This window comes from Pedobacter yulinensis, assembly GCF_003029735.1.
Classification (GTDB): Bacteria; Bacteroidota; Bacteroidia; order Sphingobacteriales; family Sphingobacteriaceae; genus Pedobacter; species Pedobacter yulinensis.
On sequence record NZ_KZ686268.1, the window covers coordinates 1112380 to 1129580 of the forward strand.

At 50.4% G+C, this 17201-nt stretch carries 17 protein-coding genes; 5 read left to right on the top strand and 12 right to left on the bottom strand.

Features of this window, described 5'->3' with window-relative positions:
- Positions 1–127: 127 nt before the first annotated feature.
- Entirely contained in the window at positions 128–2005 is a 1878-nt protein-coding gene (locus C7T94_RS04910) for a 7TM diverse intracellular signaling domain-containing protein (RefSeq protein WP_204353207.1), read from the bottom strand.
- A 27-nt stretch (positions 2006–2032) separates the two neighbouring features.
- Complete coding sequence (locus C7T94_RS04915) at positions 2033–2428, bottom strand: META domain-containing protein (RefSeq protein WP_107214143.1); 396 nt, start codon at positions 2426–2428, stop codon at positions 2033–2035.
- A gap of 212 nt (positions 2429–2640) precedes the next feature.
- On the opposite strand from C7T94_RS04915, the gene C7T94_RS04920 reads away from it, so the two are divergent.
- Together C7T94_RS04920 and C7T94_RS04925 are read left to right on the top strand one after the other, a co-directional pair.
- Positions 2641–3555, top strand: a complete 915-nt coding sequence (locus tag C7T94_RS04920; RefSeq protein ID WP_107214145.1) for a UbiA prenyltransferase family protein — start codon at positions 2641–2643, stop codon at positions 3553–3555.
- A complete protein-coding gene (locus tag C7T94_RS04925; RefSeq protein WP_162618548.1) occupies positions 3552–4202 on the top strand; it encodes a class I SAM-dependent methyltransferase in 651 nt (216 codons plus the stop codon). Before C7T94_RS04920 ends, C7T94_RS04925 begins: the two co-directional genes overlap by 4 nt.
- A 72-nt stretch (positions 4203–4274) precedes the next feature.
- Here the strand turns inward: C7T94_RS04925 and C7T94_RS04930 are convergent, their stop codons facing one another.
- The 4 genes from C7T94_RS04930 to C7T94_RS04945 all read right to left on the bottom strand — a co-directional run bounded on the left by C7T94_RS04930 (position 4275) and on the right by C7T94_RS04945 (position 9247).
- Positions 4275–5537 (bottom strand): metallophosphoesterase, encoded by a 1263-nt coding sequence (locus C7T94_RS04930; protein ID WP_107214149.1) that lies wholly within the window; start codon positions 5535–5537, stop codon positions 4275–4277.
- A 67-nt stretch (positions 5538–5604) separates the two neighbouring features.
- Positions 5605–7101 carry a sigma 54-interacting transcriptional regulator gene (locus C7T94_RS04935; protein WP_107214151.1) on the bottom strand — a complete coding sequence of 499 codons (1497 nt, stop codon included), beginning with the start codon at positions 7099–7101 and terminating at the stop codon, positions 5605–5607.
- 19 nt (positions 7102–7120) lie between these two features.
- On the bottom strand, positions 7121–8218 hold the full coding sequence (locus C7T94_RS04940) for a vWA domain-containing protein (protein WP_107214682.1): 1098 nt from the start codon (positions 8216–8218) through the stop codon (positions 7121–7123).
- A gap of 162 nt (positions 8219–8380) precedes the next feature.
- Positions 8381–9247 (bottom strand): carbohydrate kinase family protein, encoded by an 867-nt coding sequence (locus C7T94_RS04945; protein WP_107214153.1) that lies wholly within the window; start codon positions 9245–9247, stop codon positions 8381–8383.
- Positions 9248–9318: 71 nt separating this feature from the next.
- On the opposite strand from C7T94_RS04945, the gene C7T94_RS04950 reads away from it, so the two are divergent.
- On the top strand, positions 9319–9762 hold the full coding sequence (locus C7T94_RS04950; RefSeq protein ID WP_107214155.1) for a YybH family protein: 444 nt from the start codon (positions 9319–9321) through the stop codon (positions 9760–9762).
- Between the two features lie 14 nt (positions 9763–9776).
- Here C7T94_RS04950 and C7T94_RS04955 read toward each other — a convergent pair whose 3' ends face one another.
- From C7T94_RS04955 to hemW, 6 genes are all read right to left on the bottom strand, one after another.
- Positions 9777–10655 (bottom strand): cupin-like domain-containing protein, encoded by an 879-nt coding sequence (locus tag C7T94_RS04955; RefSeq protein ID WP_107214683.1) that lies wholly within the window; start codon positions 10653–10655, stop codon positions 9777–9779.
- Positions 10656–10744: 89 nt separating this feature from the next.
- Entirely contained in the window at positions 10745–11542 is a 798-nt protein-coding gene (locus tag C7T94_RS04960) for a DUF3050 domain-containing protein (protein ID WP_107214157.1), read from the bottom strand.
- A 53-nt stretch (positions 11543–11595) separates the two neighbouring features.
- A complete protein-coding gene (locus C7T94_RS04965) occupies positions 11596–12477 on the bottom strand; it encodes a cupin-like domain-containing protein (RefSeq protein WP_107214159.1) in 882 nt (293 codons plus the stop codon).
- A 185-nt stretch (positions 12478–12662) separates the two neighbouring features.
- Entirely contained in the window at positions 12663–13214 is a 552-nt protein-coding gene (locus C7T94_RS04970) for a fasciclin domain-containing protein (protein WP_204353208.1), read from the bottom strand.
- Between the two features lie 188 nt (positions 13215–13402).
- Complete coding sequence (locus C7T94_RS04975; RefSeq protein WP_239494929.1) at positions 13403–14200, bottom strand: SDR family oxidoreductase; 798 nt, start codon at positions 14198–14200, stop codon at positions 13403–13405.
- Entirely contained in the window at positions 14190–15323 is a 1134-nt protein-coding gene (gene hemW, locus C7T94_RS04980) for a radical SAM family heme chaperone HemW (RefSeq protein ID WP_107214161.1), read from the bottom strand. The genes C7T94_RS04975 and hemW overlap by 11 nt, the downstream gene beginning before the upstream one ends.
- A gap of 129 nt (positions 15324–15452) precedes the next feature.
- Here hemW and C7T94_RS04985 point away from each other — a divergent pair, with 129 nt between their 5' ends.
- Together C7T94_RS04985 and C7T94_RS04990 are read left to right on the top strand one after the other, a co-directional pair.
- Complete coding sequence (locus C7T94_RS04985) at positions 15453–16418, top strand: DUF4271 domain-containing protein (protein WP_107214163.1); 966 nt, start codon at positions 15453–15455, stop codon at positions 16416–16418.
- Between the two features lie 12 nt (positions 16419–16430).
- Complete coding sequence (locus tag C7T94_RS04990) at positions 16431–17201, top strand: uroporphyrinogen-III synthase (RefSeq protein WP_107214165.1); 771 nt, start codon at positions 16431–16433, stop codon at positions 17199–17201.

Below are 17201 nucleotides of genomic sequence, written 5' to 3' on the forward strand. Positions count from 1 at the left end.
GGAACTTGCTGACATTCAAACTTAAATCATAGCTAACCAGATATGACCGGGCTGGTCCCGATACGTTCTGGTACCGTAAGAAAAAACAGCTGATTTTAATGATGTGGGAGCGGCAGGCAACGGGTTTTTAGTCAAGAACAAGCTGGCTCCAGTCATTCCGGCCTGGTTTTTTCAGCTGTTTGCGGCGGTCGTCCATTACTTTTTTGATCCGGGTGCCAAAGGTCCAGCAGGTGCTTTGTCGCAATGTAAGCAGCTCGGAAAGTTTGTGTGAGGAAATCTTGCCTTTGGTAGAGTAGACGAGATAAATCATATAGAACGCCTTGTTGATCGGTATGCGGGTATTGTGAAAAATGGTATAGCTGGTTACCGACTCTTCATAGCTGCACTTGGCACAGCGCCGGCTGTGCGCTATATGTCCGGAGTAATAGTGGTCGTTGCCGCATTTTTTGCAGGCGTATCCATGCTGCCATTTCAGCCGGGCCAGAAAATCGTAACAACTGTCTTTGTCTGGATAGATGCGGCTGAATTCTTCGAAATCCACATCGGCAGACATGACCCGGTCACGTGTTACCTTTGCAACATTGTGCTGCAGTTCGAAGTTGTCCTGTTCCAGCAGGACATTCATGCGCGAGATCTCTTCGGCCTGCTGCTGGAGCAACTGGTTTGCCTTTTCCAGTTCTTCATTTTTCTTTTCAATGATCAGCGATTTATGAAATACCTCCCTTGTGCGTTCACTTACCTGCAATTCAAGTTCGTTGTTCAGGGTGTCTTTGAGCCGTGCATTGATGGTCATTTGCCTGAACATCTTTTGCTGTGCCTTGTCTTTTTTCTTCTTCAGGATACGAACTTTATCGCCGATCGCAAAAGAAAGGAAGACCATTTCAAGAACAAAACAGAATCCGAGGCTGTAATAGCTGATTACGCCGAAATTCAGGGATGAGAACCCCAGCATAATCAGGAATTTCAGAAGAAAGCCAATAAAAAGGAAGCTGTAACCCAGTACGAAAAAGCGGGCGGGCTGGTAACCTTGCCGGTAAATATAGATGCCGGTGAAAAATGCCGTTGCCAGGGGAAGGGCTTCTACGAATTTGTAATTAAGCAGCGAGCGGTCAATAAAATAGGCATAGAGCAGGAAGCCGGTACGCAGGGCAATGACGCCCAGAATAAAGCGGTTGAGCCGCGGTGCCTTGGCTTTTACGTACAGCAGCTCGCGCGTAAACAGGAGGGCAAATACGCCAACGGCATACAAAGCAAAGGCGTAAGCCACCTGGTTCCATTCGGGCCAATGCGGCCACAGGTACTGGTAGGCAATACCATCGGTACTCATTTCGTAAAAACCCACGCTGAGGTTGTACAGGACATAATAGAGGTACTGTTTCTGCCTGATGGCAATGAACATGATCAGGTTATAGAAACTGAATACCAGGATCATGCCGTAGAAAATGCCGAAATAAAAATACTCGTTCAGGGCATAACCAATGAAATAGTCTACCGAACGCAACACAATGATCACATCTGCAATTTGTGCGGAACGTATCCTGAAATACCACGTTTGGGTGCCGGTTTGAGTGTTGTCCAGCCGAATTTCGAAGTTCTTATGCAGAATGCTGCGGTTGCCGAAACTGTATTCGTCGCCGAGGCGCCGGAAAAGATATGTGCCGTTTTTTTGGGGTACCCAGACTTCAATGTCATCAATGGTCTGGTCAAAGAATTCAAGCAGGTAAGGATTGCCGGTGACCTGCTTTTGGTCAATGCGGATGCGAAACCAGTATGTACTTCCCAAATTCAAGGTTTGGGGCGTACTCTTCGCGCTGGGCCTGAATCGTGCTGAATATACCGGGCTGCTTACTTCGGCAAAGCTGAGTCTGCCCGAAGGGTCTTCAAGCGTTTCGATCTGGCCGAACGAAAAAATATGTTCCCGCAGCCGGTCATTTAATTCAACCGCCTGCTGTGCGGGAACTTTAAAAAAGCTGAGAATAAATAATAAAGTCAGTAATGCCCTCACATGCCTGGCCGGTTGCCCTTTTATCGATTAGTTGGTTTTTGAAAAAACCAGTAGCTTCTGGCCGTCGTCTGACAGCACAAGTTTCGCGCCTTCCATTTTAACGGTGTTGGCGCGTTCCAATGCGCTGATATAAGCCTGTTCAAATTCGCTCAATTGTTCACAGAACATTTTTGTAGAGATGATCTCGCCAATGCGGATCTTATTGCCTGTTACTTCGACACTGCCTCCGAAGCCGTTGCAAAAAGCTTTGCCGCCAATCTTATTGCCGTCAATATTTAAGGTGCCTTTACCGTTAGCCGGGAGCGTTTTGCCCGGAAGCTCGGTCAGTTCCCATTTAGATCCGTTCAGGCTGGCCAGGTCAACCTTCTCCAGGCAGCTGCCAAGCAGGCAGGCGAGGAATAATACATATAGATAGTTTTTCATAGCAGGGTGTTTATGGTACAACAATATTCATACAGCCGGTTTGCGGTAACCCACCCGGCCGGATAACCGGGGTTTGTACGCATCGGAAGGGATGCGGCAGCACATCCGTATCTATTCAAAAATACATATAATTCTTTGTTCGGGGCAATTGGCAGGGATGGTTTCTTGCAGCAATGCCCTAAAATGGGCAATATTGTAAATCACAAGATGTTATGAACGGGTCGGTTATCCGCTTTATTTTTTTTGGCAATTACTTCGTTGGCCTGCTGGCAGTCGCACTGACCGCAGAGGCCAGTTTGCAATTGCGTCTTCCTGCCTGTTCGCCCGCTTATTATTTGCTGCTTTTTCTCGCTCCTGTTGTGTATTACACCTATGCATATATCGGCAAGGGCACCCAGGTTGGCACCAGCAATGCCCGTACGCGCTGGTACCAGGAGCACCGCCACTTTGTACGCAGCAGCCAGGTGGCGTTATCGGTTGTGTGTATGGCGCTGCTGCTTTGGTTGGTTGGCCGTAACTTTTCATCAATCATGACCCTGCCTCCAGACTATTGGCTCAGCATCGGTGTCCTGGTTCTGGCCGCCGCGCTGTACTACGGCCTGCTCCCGGCGCCCGCAGCATGGCTGAACCTGCGCAATACGGGGTGGCTAAAGGCATTTGTGATCGGCTTCGTCTGGGCCTGCTGCGTAAACGTTTTGTTGCTTGTGGTGTTAAAGGTCGAGCGGGGCGTGGCAGAAGAAGACCTGCCCTTATGGATCTGGCTGTTTATAAAGAACTGGATGTTCTGTACGGTAAATGCCATCCTGTTCGATATCAAGGATTACCCGAGCGATGCGAACCGGCATTTGCGTACGTTCGTGGTTCGTTTCGGCCTGCGCCGCACCATATTTTACATTCTGATACCCCTTCTGCTCATCGGTCTTCTCTCGCTCTTCGTGTTTGCCTGGTTCAGGGCCTTCAGTCCGTTACAGGTTCTCTTCAATGTTCTGCCGTTTATCGCTACCATTGCGGTCGCGTATTCCATGCACAAACGGCAGCCGATTCTTTATTACCTGATGGTGATCGACGGACTCATCTTGTTTAAAGCGTTATGCGGCATTCTTGGTATGCAATTTTCAGGGGCATGAAGAAAAGGGGCTATGACCGGATAGCGGCGCATTATGACTGGATGAGCCGGCTGGTGTTTGGCGGGGCGCAGGTCAGGGCACAGACCGACCACCTGGGCGAACTTACCGCTGGCCGGCGTCTTTTGATTGCCGGTGGGGGCACGGGCTGGATACTTGACGAGTTGGCAAAGACACCGCAGGCGCTTGATATCGTTTACGTGGAAACATCTGAGCAGATGACCAGGTTGTCTGAAGGCCGTGCCAGGGGCAACAACAGGATTGAGTTTGTAAAGGCTTCTGCGGTGAATTATTCAACTGAGAACCCATTCGATGTGATTTTTACCCCGTTTATTTTCGATCACTTTGCGCAGGCCGGGGCAGAGGAACTCTTTGCAAACCTGGACCGGCTGCTGGTTCCCGGCGGGCGATGGATATATGCGGACTTTAAAAAGCCTGAGCCAGCTGATGCCTGGTGGCAGCAAATGTTAGCTAAAATCATGTACCGTTTTTTCAACCTGCTGGACATTGTTGAGGTCAGGCACATGCCAGATATGGAGCAGGTATTTCTGAGCCGCGGCTATCGCCGGATGCGCTGGCAATCGTACTATGGGGGCCTGATCGATTCTGGCGTCTTTATCAAAAAGCACAAGACAGAATCCAGCCTTTAAAGGTGGTAACTTTCATAAAGTTACCAACTTTGATCCAATATTTCTGAAAAAGAGAATTATTTTCTTTTAAATTTAAGCCTGTTTAAGCTCAAAAATTGTGATCTCCGGCAGCATGCCGACCCGGCCCGGATAGCCTAAGAAGCCGTAACCTACATTGACGTACAATTGCTGGCGTTTTTCCTGGTATAAGCCCGCCCACTCCTTGTAAATGTATTGGACCGGGCTCCACTGGAACTGGTCGAGCCTGACGCCGAACTGCATGCCATGGGTATGCCCGCTGAACATGGCATCGATCTGCGGATATTTTTCCAGCACTTCTCCCCGCCAGTGCGATGGATCATGAGACAGCAGCAGTTTGACAGGCAAATCATCAGTATCTTTTACAGCAAGGTCCAGCCGACCGTATTTCGGGAACCGACCCATTCCCCAATTTTCAATACCCAGAATACCGATCTCCTCTCCATCTACTTTTAAGCGGCGATGTTCATTCATCAGCAGGTCGTATCCCATGACCTTGTGCACGGCCTTGAGGTCGTTCAGGTTCTTTGTACGTGCTGCAGAAGGATTGCGGCCGAAATAATAGTCACCATAATCATGGTTTCCCAGCGAGGAGTATACCCCCAGGGGCGCCTTTACCTTTGCAAAAATGTCCTGATAGTCGCGCATTTCGCTAGCCAGGTTGTTAACCAGGTCGCCGGTAAAAAAAACAAAATCGGGCTTCTCGCTCAAAAGCAGATCAATCCCGCCCTGAACGGCCTTCCGGTTGTAAAAACTCCCGGAGTGGATATCTGATATCTGGGCCATTTTGATGCCGTCAAACGCTTTGGGCAGATTGGGTAACACCAGCTTCTGGCGGCGAACCCGGTAATCATATGCGCCGGAGATGATGCCCCAGCTAAGCGAACTCAGCGGGATCGCGGCGGCAACCAGGCCCGTCTTTACAAGAAAGGCCGAGCGGCTGATCGGTTCGCCGGCATGTACCGGCTCAGGATCTGCAGACGAAAGCGTTTTACTCTTTCGTGCGTAACGCCATAGTTTTATTCCACCGCGGCGTATGTCATCGACCAGCAGGAAAGGCAGCATAATGATCTTGCAGACTACAGTCAGAAAAAACGCCACCAGGATAACAGACCTGATGGTCAGGTAAAGGTTCAGGTAAATGCTGCAGAAAACCCCGACGATCAGCACAATGCTGTACCCCCAATAGAGCACCGTAAAAATTCGCTTTGTGCGTGGCCTCCACTTGTGGAAAACCGATAACAAGGCTTTATAACAATAAACATCAAATGCCAGGACAAACAGCGAGGCAAGGATCAGTAAGGAAGTTCTTCCCATTAGATTCCGGAATTTTGGTTAGCTTGTCAAATAGGGTGCCATGGCAACCGGTCTGACAGGCCGTCAGTTATCGCAGGTCCTCGTCTTCGTTATCCTCATCTCCAAACTCTGCGTTGAACAGGCTGCCGAACATATCTGAAAAGCCCGTTCCGCCTGCCATGTTGTTTTTACTAAGCTGTGAAAACTCGGCCAGACCGTGCAGCACAAACTCCATCATCACCAGCGTCTGGTTCTCTGTAAGTTTGCTGTGAAATTTTTTGACCAGGTCGTACAAGCCGGGCACTTCCATTAAGAGCTTTTTATACTGCACCTGCGATAGCTGATCAGTCAGGTCTACAGTATGCCCCTCGCTGAACCATTCTGTAATAATTGCGTATGGGTTGGCCCGCTTGCTCTTTTTGGCTTTCTCCGGATCGGGGAAGTAACGGGTGAACAGCGTCTTGATGGCTTTCCCGATCAGGGTGTTGGCCACATGCACTGGTCCCTCCAGTTCACCTTCGTATACCAGTTCAATTTTACCGGTAATGGCCGGCGTAATGCCGCTCAGATCGGAAAGCCTGACAAAGGTGCTTTTTTCGTCATTCACAATCATACGCCGCTCGGCCGTACTGATCAGGTTTTCGTAAGCCGAGATGGTAAGCCGGGCAGATACCCCCGACTTCTGGTCAATGTACTCGCTTTTCCGGGCTTCGAAAGCGACCTGTTCTACCAGGTCCTTCAGCAATCCGTCGGCCTCGACCTGCGTTTTCTGCTCGTCGGTAAGTTTCGCTTCCTGGAAAGTGATTTTGCGCGAAATATCAATGCTCTTCGGGTAATGGGTCAGAATCTGGCTTTCAATCCGGTCCTTAAGCGGCGTTACAATTGAGCCACGGTTGGTATAATCTTCAGGATTGGCAGTAAAAACAAACTGAATATCAAGTGGGAGGCGCAATTTGAAGCCCCTGATCTGGATGTCTTTTTCCTGCAGCATGTTAAACAAAGCCACCTGGATGCGCGCCTGGAGGTCGGGCAACTCATTGATAACAAATATGCCGCGGTGGGCCCGGGGTATCAGTCCGTAGTGAATCACACGCTCATCGTTGTAATTCAGCTTCAGACTTGCTGCTTTGATTGGATCTACATCACCCACGAGGTCAGCTACTGTCACGTCAGGCGTGGCCAGTTTTTCCGTGTAGCGTTCTGAACGGTGCAGCCAGGCAACAGGCGTTTCGTCGCCTCGCGCCTCGATCTGTGACCGGCCATACCAGGAAATCGGCTGAAGCGGGTCTTCGAAGATCTCGCTGCCGGCAATGTAAGGCACGTATTCGTCGAGCAAATTGACCATTAATCGGGCAATCCTAGTTTTCGCCTGGCCGCGAAGACCGAGCAGCAGCACGTTATGCCTTGACAGCAGCGCGGTTTGCAATTCCGGAATGACTGTTTCCTCGTAACCTAAAATTCCCTGGAAACCTTCTTTATTGGTACGCAGGAGTTGGATGAGGTTTGAGCGAAGCTCTTCTTTTACCGAGCGGCTGCGGTAGCCGCTTTTTTTAAGTTCGCCGAGTGTTGTTATGTTGATGTCCATGTATGTTCGTTGTTCGCGGCTAGCGTACTGTTCGCCTGCGATTCTTAATGTAATCTTCAAAAATATATTCGCCCAGGCCGTTCAGCGAGCTGTAAAAGGCCCGTCCGCCGTTGATCTCTGTGAATTGCCTTACAAACTGCTGCAGGTAAGGGTCTTTAGCGATCATGAAGGTGGTGATCGGAATGTTGAGCCGCTTGCACTGTGCTGCCATGTTCAGCGTCTTGTTTATTACCTTGCGGTCCAGGCCCATGCTGTTTTTGTAATAACGGCCGTTTTCCTTCAGGCAGGTAGGTTTACCGTCGGTGATCATAAAGATCTGTTTGTTGTGTGTTTTCCTTCTTCTAAGCAGATCGGCCGCCAGCTCGAGTCCGGCGAATGTATTGGTATGGTATGGCCCAACCTGCAGATAAGGTAAATCTTTAATGCTGATGGGCCAGGCGTCGTTTCCGAACACCACAATGTCAAGGGTGTCTTTCGGATACCGCGTTTTGATCAGTTCGGCCAGAGCCATGGCCACTTTTTTCGCCGGCGTAATCCGGTCTTCACCATAAAGGATCATGCTGTGCGAGATGTCGATCATCAGCACGGTCGAGGTAAGTGTCTTGTAATCTTTCTCTTCAACTTCCAGATCGCGCTCAGTTAACGTGAAATTGCCGATGCCGTGGTTGATCTGCGCATTGTGTATGGAGGCGGTCATGTCGATCTGATCCAGGCTGTCGCCGAAGTTGAACTCCCGCCTGTCTGCATTTTTTTCCTCGCCTACGCCCGAAATGTTGCTGTTGTGGTTTCCTCGTCCGGCCTTTTTCAGTTTGCCGAATATTTCTTCCAGTGCCGATTTGCGAATGGTCTGCTCAGTTTTTGCAGTGATCTTCAGTTCACCATCTGCAGGATCCTCGTTCAGGTAACCCTTGTCTTTCAGATCCTGTATAAAATCGCCGATGCCGTAATCGTTGCCGGTCAGTTTGTATTGTTTGTCCAGCTCGTTGAGCCAGGAAAGCGCTTCGCCGGCATCGCCTGCGGTGTAGTTGAGCAACTCGCTGAAAAGCTTGAGCAACTCGTCGAAGCCGCCTTTCGGCAGATCGCCGGGCAAAAAATCTGTAAATCTGAAACCGCGCATATCTTTTAAAGGAACAACTAAGTTAAAAGTTTGGTCAGGCAATTTTTTAAGGCGGATGTCATTTTTGGTACACCCCGCCCAACCGGTTGCGGAGCTGCAGACTGCTGCGTTACAGAACCTTCTTTCAACCATCCGGAGCGGTCCTGGTGCGGCCGGACCCTTTCAGTTGAACACAGTTGGGCCGTATTCAGGGTTCGCGCCGGGCTGCGAAGCCACGAAAGCCCCGACTTTGCAGGCGCGGTCAAGCGTCGTTTCGAGCGGGTAGCCCTGCAGGTAGCTCGCCACAAAGGTAGCCAGGAAGGCGTCGCCGGCACCGACCGTGTCTGCAACGGCAACCTGGTAACCGGGATGCGCGTACAGCATGTCTCCCGACCAGACCCGCGCCCCGGCACCGCCGAGCGTCAGGCAAATGACCGGAATGTCAAACTTCTGGCTGATCTGCTTAAGCAGCCGGCTTTCATCTCCAGGCTGCAGGTCGAAAGTTTGCTGCAGGTACACGATCTCTTCCTCGTTGATTTTCAGCAGGTCTGCCGCATGGAGCAATGCTGCAAGTGTCTCGGGACTGAAATGAGGCGGCCGCAAATTGATATCGAAAACGCGGAAAGAAGCATATTCCAGCAACTGAAGCACGGTGCTGCGTGTCTGGCTGCTGCGGCAGGTAAGCGAACAATACACGAACGCGTCTGCCTCCCGGGCCATTTGCAGCAGGGCGGGGCTGGCATCGATGGCATCCCAGGCTACGGGCTCAGCTATGGTGTAGGTGGCCTGGCCCGAAGCGTCAAGCGTTACATCGACGGTACTGGTGGGCAGAGCGTTTTGCTGAATAAAGGCTGCCGAAAAATTCTGTGCAGCGAGAAAATCGCAGAGTTCCCGGCCTGCCGCATCCCTGCCAATGGCACTGACAAAGGCGCAATCTACACCCTGCTTGTGCAGGTTCAGCGCAACGTTCATGCTCGAACCTCCGGGTTTCCGGCCTGATGGCAGCATGTCCCATAAAATTTCGCCAATGGCAACAACTCTTTTTTGCATTTCTAAAAATAGGTGGCGGAACCAGGCTTTGCAAGCATTTTTTCAGCGGGTTAAAATCACTATCTTTCGGCATGAGAAACCGGAACCTCTTCAGCCTTTTTGTGCTTGCACTGCTTTGCCTGGGTAACCTGACCGTTCAGGCCCAAACTGCCGCAGATCGCCGCGACATACTCAGTGTGCTTGACACCCAGCGCAAAGCCTGGAACAAAGGCGACCTGGAAACATTTATGCAGACCTACCAGAAAAGTGACAGCGTACTCTTCGTAGGCCAAAGCGGGCCCACTTACGGCTGGCAGCAGACGCTGGACAATTACCGGCAAGGTTATCCTGATAAGGCGGCAATGGGTACACTCACCTTTGATATCCGGAAGGTCGAATTCCTGGCCGCCGACGTTGCATTTGTGCTTGGCGGATGGCACCTGAAACGGGAAAAAGATGAGCCGAAAGGATTTTTTACGCTACTGATGCGCAAAACGGCGCAGGGCTGGAAAATTTTTGTAGACCACAGTTCCTAGCAGAACATTCTGAATTAAGGTTTACCGGCTGCCAGCGCCCGTTCAGCGCGTTTTATTGCAATTTTTTCCCGCCACCTGGCATAACGGCCTTTAAAAGCCATTTTCAGCATGCTGTCCAGTCCGCCTTTCATGGCAAGGCTCATCACGCTCTGCGCTTTACGGGTCCAGGATGCATCCCATGCACGCAAGGTCAGGGAAAAAGAGCCGTCCAGGTATTTCATCCAGTGCCACATGCCGGTCGGCATGAACAAGGTGTCTCCGTGTTCGAGGAATACCTCGTACCCTTCAACACCCTCAAGCGCCGGGAAACGGCTGGTATCCGGATTCGCTACATCGTAATCTTCAAGTGCATACGTGGTATTGGGAAGTTCATAGAGACGTTTTTTCCACTTGTTGTCAAACAGGATCACATGTTTCCGTCCGCAAAAATGTGTATGAAAAAGGTGCGGAAGGTCAATATCGTAGTGCAGGAAGGTAACAGAATCCGATCCGCCAAAGAACATGGCGGGCATGCTCTCTAAAAAGCCGCCCATCAGGGAGCGCGGCAGTTCGATGTCTCTCAGCAATTCGGGCCTGTGCTTGAAGAGGTTAAAGAAAAAGATGCGCAGCTCGGTAGGCTCCCGCTTAATCAGGTCGAGGTAATCGCCAAATTTCATGTGTGAGGCGGCCTGGTTAATAGGCTTGGAAGGATCAGCCTTCGAGTTATCGTACAAAGGAACGGTGAGGTCGCCGGCCAGGTCTTTAAGGTAAGCTGCTGACCATTTTTCGCGTGCAGGCCAGGTCTTGGTCAGCCCTTTAATAACGAGTGGTTTGCGCGGGAGCAGGTAATTTTTCCTGAAGTCTGCTGCACTGATGTCTTCAACAACATCGACGGTAGCCAATTTAAAGCCCATCTTGATCATAGAGAAGGAAAGGACCCAGCTACATCTCTGAATTTTTTCTCTTGCAGCAAAGATGTAAAATTATCCTGATACGGCCGCATCTATTGCGTGTCCGTGCCCCGAATCCTGTTCAGTTCGATCGCTGTCAGGGCGGCATCCCAAAGCGCTATGCGCATCACGAGCGACTGTTTTGCCGCGGCAGATGCTTCCTGCCAATGCTGGGGGTCGCCATGGCAGAGTTTTTCGGTCATGGCAAGCGCCAGGTGGCTGTGCTCATCGCCATCCACTTCGATATGGCGTTCCAGGTAATAGTGAAACTTAGAGATGGAGCCGTTGCCAGCACTGTTCAGATCGCGCACCATGGAGATAAACATACCCGGGATGAGGTCTTCGCGACCAAAGGTAAAGGCGGCTGCTGTTTCATGCAACCGCGCATTTCCGATGAGCTGAAATGTATATTCCATAAACTGCCGGGCGGCAGCTGGTACGCCCGCCGCCTGGCAGGCAGCCTGCAGTGTCTCACCCTGCTGCAGGTTACGCAAAAACTCAAGCACAGGGCCGGTATCTGCACCACACTGCTGCATGGCGTCCAGGTACATTTCGAAATGACTCTTGATACTACCGGTTTCGTCCGTGTCTGCTTCCTCACCGGCAACAATCTGGTTAATGAGCTGCCGCGTGTGCGGGTCGCCAACAGGGAACCAGGGAATCGATACGCCTGTAAGGCGAATCTGGAGTGCTTTGAGCAGCGACATAAAGTCCCACACGGCGTAAATATGGAACTGCATGAAAATGCGCAGTTCTTTAATTCCAGCAACTGACCGATAAAGGGGGTGTTCGTTGATGCGCTGACGAAGCGGCGTAATTTCTTCCCTGATGTTGTCTATGTGAAGGTGCATGTGCAGAAACGAAAAAGCCGGCAGCGAGGCCGGCTTCAGATTAATGTGTTTAATTACCGGGGTAAATGGTTTGCCAGTGCCTTGTTGGCGCGTTTAACGGCAAGTTGTTCTTTCCAGGTCATGTATTTCTCACGGAAATTTCCTTTCATAAAATCATCGAATTTCCGTTGAATGGTCAGGTTGTATAAGCTTTTTGCCTTGACCGCCCAGCTTTTGTCCCAGGCCCGCAGGCTGATGGAGAAAGAGCCATCCAGATACTTCATCCAGTGCCAGTAACCCGTTGGCATAAAGAGCGTGTCGCCATGTTCCAGGAATCCTTCCAGTCCCTGCACACCTTTAAGTGCGGGGAACTTTTCAAAATCAGGGCGTTCCACATCATAGTCTTCGAGCGCATAGGTTGCGAATGGAATCTGGTAAAGCCGTTCTTTCCATTTGTAGTCGAACAAAATAATGTGCTTTCGGCCATTGAAATGTGTATGGAAGATGTGCGCCAGGTCTATGTCATAGTGCAGGAAAGTCACAGAACCCTGCCCCCCGAAAAACATATTCGGGTAGCTGTCCAGGAATCCGCCCATCAGCTCTTTCGGTGCCCGATAGTCGTTAAGCAGGTCGGGCGCAAATTTGATCGGATCAAAAAGAAAGATGCGCAGGTCGGTTGGCGTTTCCCTGATCAGGTCAATGTAGTCGCCAAATTTCATCTCGGCAGCTGAGGCGTTAATGGGTTTGGACGGGTCGGCTTTCGAACTATCATACAAAGGAACTTTCGTGTCGCCGACAACCTGTTTCATGTAATCCATCGTCCATTTTTCGTAGGCCGGCCAATTTTTTGCCATCTTCCTGATGATAACGGGCTTTCTCAGATTGAGGTATTTCTGCTCAAACTCTGATTTCGTGATGTCGTCAACGATGTCGATTGGAGATAAATCGAATTTCATCCTGTTAAATTAATATAAACCTGCTGCAAAATTAATCTAAAATAAGGTGCCCGGTGCAGCGGTCTTTAAATTCTGAAAAAAAGCTGACAATCGTACCGCGAAAGTCAGTTTGTCTGCGTATTTAAATTAAAAAAAAAACGGCACCCGAAGGTGCCGCCTGCATTGTTTTGGTGTGTAAAATGCGCCTAGTTAGGCATGAGTACCGTGTCGATGACGTGGATCACGCCGTTTTTCTGAAATACGTCAGCAATGGTTACGGTTGCTGTCCCGCCTTTTTCGTCCTTGATCATCAGGTTTTTACCTTCCATCCAGGCCCACAGTTTCCCCCCCTGAACGGTGGCCAGTTCAGCTTTGCCGCCGCCGGCTTTGATGGCTTTCGCAATTTCTTTGCTGCCCATCTTTCCTGCTACGACGTGGTAGGTCAGCACTTTGGTCAGCATATCTTTCATTTCGGGCTTAAGTAAACTGGTTACAGTTCCTGCTGGCAGTTTGGCAAAAGCGGCATTGGTTGGCGCGAGAACGGTGAACGGACCGGCACCTTTCAGTACATCGACCAGGCCGGCTGCTTTTACTGCAGCGACGAGCGTGGTGTGGTCTTTCGAGTTTACGGCATTGTCTACGATGTCTTTAGTTGGATACATGGCGGCTCCGCCTACCATTTTGTTGCTTTGGGCATAAACATTGGTTGCAAAGGCAATCGCTACGATGGCTATTGCAGAGGTAAAGAGTTTTTTCATTTTCATGTTTTTGAATGCAGGGAACACCGGCTAAGGTTTACTGATCAGGGTAAGCTTTAAATCTTTACGGGTTCAAGGCCTGCTTGTTTTGTGATCAGATGTACGGAGGCAGCCGGCCACCCGGATTTTAAAAAATGAAAATAAATGCTAAAGATATGTATAATACATTGATTAACAGCTACTTAATTTTATTTTTCACGCTCGCGAAGCTTTTTTGAGAGGAAGCCGGGAAAAAATCTCTTCAGCCAGACCGCCATGGTTTCCTGACCGCCAATGTACATTTCCTCGCGCCGTGCGGCAATGGCCTTCATGATGGCTGCGGCGCAGTCTTCCGGAGAAATGCCGTTTGCCTGGTTGTGGTCCATGGTACCCTGTGGCTGCCCCGAGGCGGTCAGCGCGTTTAAAGAGATGTTGGTTTTGATATAACCCGGGCATACCAGGGTGACGTTGATGTTATCTGCATGCAGTTCGGCCCGCAGCGAGTCGAAATAGCCATGCAGCGCATGTTTGGAGGCGGCATAAGCCGAACGGTTCTTTGTGCCCAGCTTGCCTGCAATGCTGCTGATGCAGACCAGGTGACCGGAACGTGCGGCAACCATGGCGGGCAGAACAGCCTTGCTGAGCGCTACGGTACCCCAGAAATTGGTGTTCATGATGCGGTGTTCGGTTTCGCTGCTGGTCTCAAGCGCCCGGCCGCGCTGGCTGATGCCTGCCGAGTTGATAAGCAGATCGATACGTCCATAGATCCTGAGTGCGTTCGCAGCTTTATCCACGAGCGTGTCTGCCTGTTCAAGATCGACCGGCAGCACATGCACGTGCGCCTGCGACCGGCAGTTTTGTTTTACCCGGAACAACTCGTCCCGGTTGCGGGCAGACAGGATCAGTTTTGCGCCTGCTGCTGCGCAGGCATAGGCAAGTGCCTCGCCGATTCCGGAGGAGGCGCCCGTTATCCAGACAACCTTGCCGTTCATGCTGTTATTCTTCATCAACTTTAAATAATTCTGAGGCAATGTGGTCTGCATACAGCTTGCCTTCGGTGGTCAGTTTGATTTTGCCGTCGCCGGAAATGAGCCAGTCGTTGCTGCCCAATTTTCCAAGCGCGGTGTGCAGGTAATCGTGATAAGATCTTCCAAACCGGCTTATCACAAGTTCAGGATCCAGCCCCCACATGGTACGCAGGCTCGTCATGACGTATTCATTGTAGCGGTCATGATCAGTCAGGAGTTCCCGCTCTTCGGCCAGCTGCCCGCGCAAAAGCGCCTGCATGTAAGTTGCATTGCTGGCCATGTTCATGTAACGCGTATGCCCGTCAAACCCATGCGCTGAGGGTCCGATACCCAGGTAGGGGACACCCCGCCAGTAGTTCGTATTGTGCACCGCATATTGGCCCGGCAAGGCAAAGTTGGAAATTTCATAGTGTTCAAAACGAGCAGACTGGAGGCGCGCCATCAGCATCCTGAACTGCTCGGCGCTTTGCGCATCGGTTGGTGCCGGCTCCTTTCTTTTTTCGATAGCGGCCGCGAGCGCCGTGCGCGGCTCAACTGTCAGGGAATACGAAGAAAGGTGTGGAACCTGCAAGGAAATAGCGGTTGCAAGGTTGCTTTCCCATTTTTCATCACTGAGCAGCGGATAACCATAAATGAGGTCAATGCTCAGATTCTCAAAACCTGCGTCCTGGCTGCGCCTGATGCTGTCTATGGCTTCGCCGGCATGGTGTGCCCGGTTCATCCACCGCAGGTCTTCCTCGAAAAACGATTGCACACCGATGCTGAACCGGTTTACGGGCAACGCGCGCATTGTCTTCAGCGCCGCCGCATTCAGGTCGTCAGGATTTGCCTCGAGCGTAATCTCTGCGCCGGTCGCAATGTCGAAATGTTTTTCAAGGGTCTGAAAGATCTTTTGCAGGGCTGTTGCCGGCAGGATCGATGGGGTACCGCCCCCAAAATAAATGCTTCCTGCGGTGCCGCTTACCCGGTCGGCTTTCAACGCGATCTCTTTGCAGATCGCATCGACCATCTCATCCATGTAATTCAAAGAGGTTGAAAAATGAAAGTCGCAATAATGGCAGGCTTTCCTGCAAAACGGAATGTGAATGTAAATGCCGAACACGCTGCAAAGTTACGATTATTGGCGGCATGAACCCGCTGGTTGTGGCTGAGCAAAGATAAATCAGGCCTGGGCTGGCCAATCCGCAAATAATGCCCTAACTTTGCTCACATAAACCGGGAAACGCCGCACATGCTCAAACACCTTTTCGCATTTGCTTTTATGATCTGCTGTTTCAGTGCGGCAGCACAGGTTGCGCCTGTGGCCGACAGCCTGCAGCGGGTTTCCAGGTGGCGGCCGCTGCGCGACTCGGCATACCTGGAAAAGCAACGCCGTTTTACCGATTCGTCGATTTACCAGGTATGGCTGCACCGCCCGGGTACGCCGCTGCCCAACCAGACACTCGACCGGCTTGAAAAGGAATACCTTTATCCCAAATTCGACCTGGCAGGATGGTTTGCCAAGTATGGCCACCTTAAAAAAAAGGAAAGCCGCGTGCGCGAAGGCAAACCATTGGCGAAAGGCAAGGTTTGGGTGCTGGGCGTTATTTTTATGCTCCTGCTCCTGTTTGCCATCCTCAAGTTTTCATTTTTCAGGCAGCTGCAGACCATTGTCCTGTCTTTCTTCAGCAACCGGGTGTTGTCGAACCTGAACAAGGAAGAGAACCTGTTTACTTCCTGGCCTTTCCTGCTGTTGTTCATTCAGTTTGGCTTTACGATCGGTATGTTCTTTTACCTAGCCAGCACTTATTATGGCGTATCCTCGCCCTGGCGTGAATTTGAGTTTTATGCGGGGATATCGGTCGTCATCATCCTGTTATATGCGCTGAAAATCCTGGTGCTGCGGTTCCTGGGCTTTCTGTTTAACATTCAAAAGCCTGTAGGAGAGTATGTATCGATCCTTTATCTGAGCTATTTCAATGCCTCGCTGGTGTTTATGCCGCTGGTCCTGGCATTTGCTTTAATGCCGCTGCGGTACGGCCAGTTTTTTATCGTGTTGGCGGGCATCATGACGGGGGTCATTTTCACATTTCAACTGATCAGGGCGGGAATTAATATTCTGTCTCACAATAAGTTTTCAAAAGTCTATTTGTTTCTGTACTTTTGCGCCCTCGAAATATGTCCTATTTTGATATTAATAAAGACCATAGGTTTATAGCGGATCCAGACAATGCAAGATAAGATTGAAGAAAGAAGGACTAAAGTAAAAAGTATCCTGATCACTTTACCGAAGCCCGAGACGGAAAAATCTCCTTACTTTGACCTCGCAAAAAAGTACAACTTAAAAATCGATTTTCGCTCTTTCATCCATGTGGAAGGCGTTCCGGCTCGCGATTTCAGAAAGGAAAAAATTAACCTTGCAGACTTTACGGCTGTGATCTTCACAAGCCGCAATGCAGCAGATCACTTTTTCCGGATTTGTGAAGAGATGCGTTATGAAGTGCCTGCCGACCTGAAATATTTCTGCCTGTCTGAAACCATCGCCCTTTACCTGCAGAAATACATTCAGTACCGCAAAAGGAAGATCTTTTTTGGCAAACAGACCGCTGCCGACCTGGCCGAGGTACTAAAAAAACATGCGAACGAAAAGTTTCTTTATCCCTGCTCTGACGTGGCTACTGAAGACACCATGAACTTTCTTGAGAAAAACGGGTATAATTTCACACCTGCAGTTCTTTTTCGCACGGTTGTAAGTGATCTTTCAGACCTTGCAGATGTGTTTTATGACGTGATCGCCTTTTTCAGTCCGTCAAGCATCCAGTCGCTCTACAAAAACTTCCCTGACTTCAAACAAAACAAAACACGCATTGCCGCCTTCGGTACAAATACCTCGAAAGCAGTGGAAGAGAATGGGTTAATCGTCGACATCGCAGCTCCTGCCCCCGGCGTTCCTTCCATGATCATGGCTATCGAGAACTATGTTAAAATTTCAAATAAATAG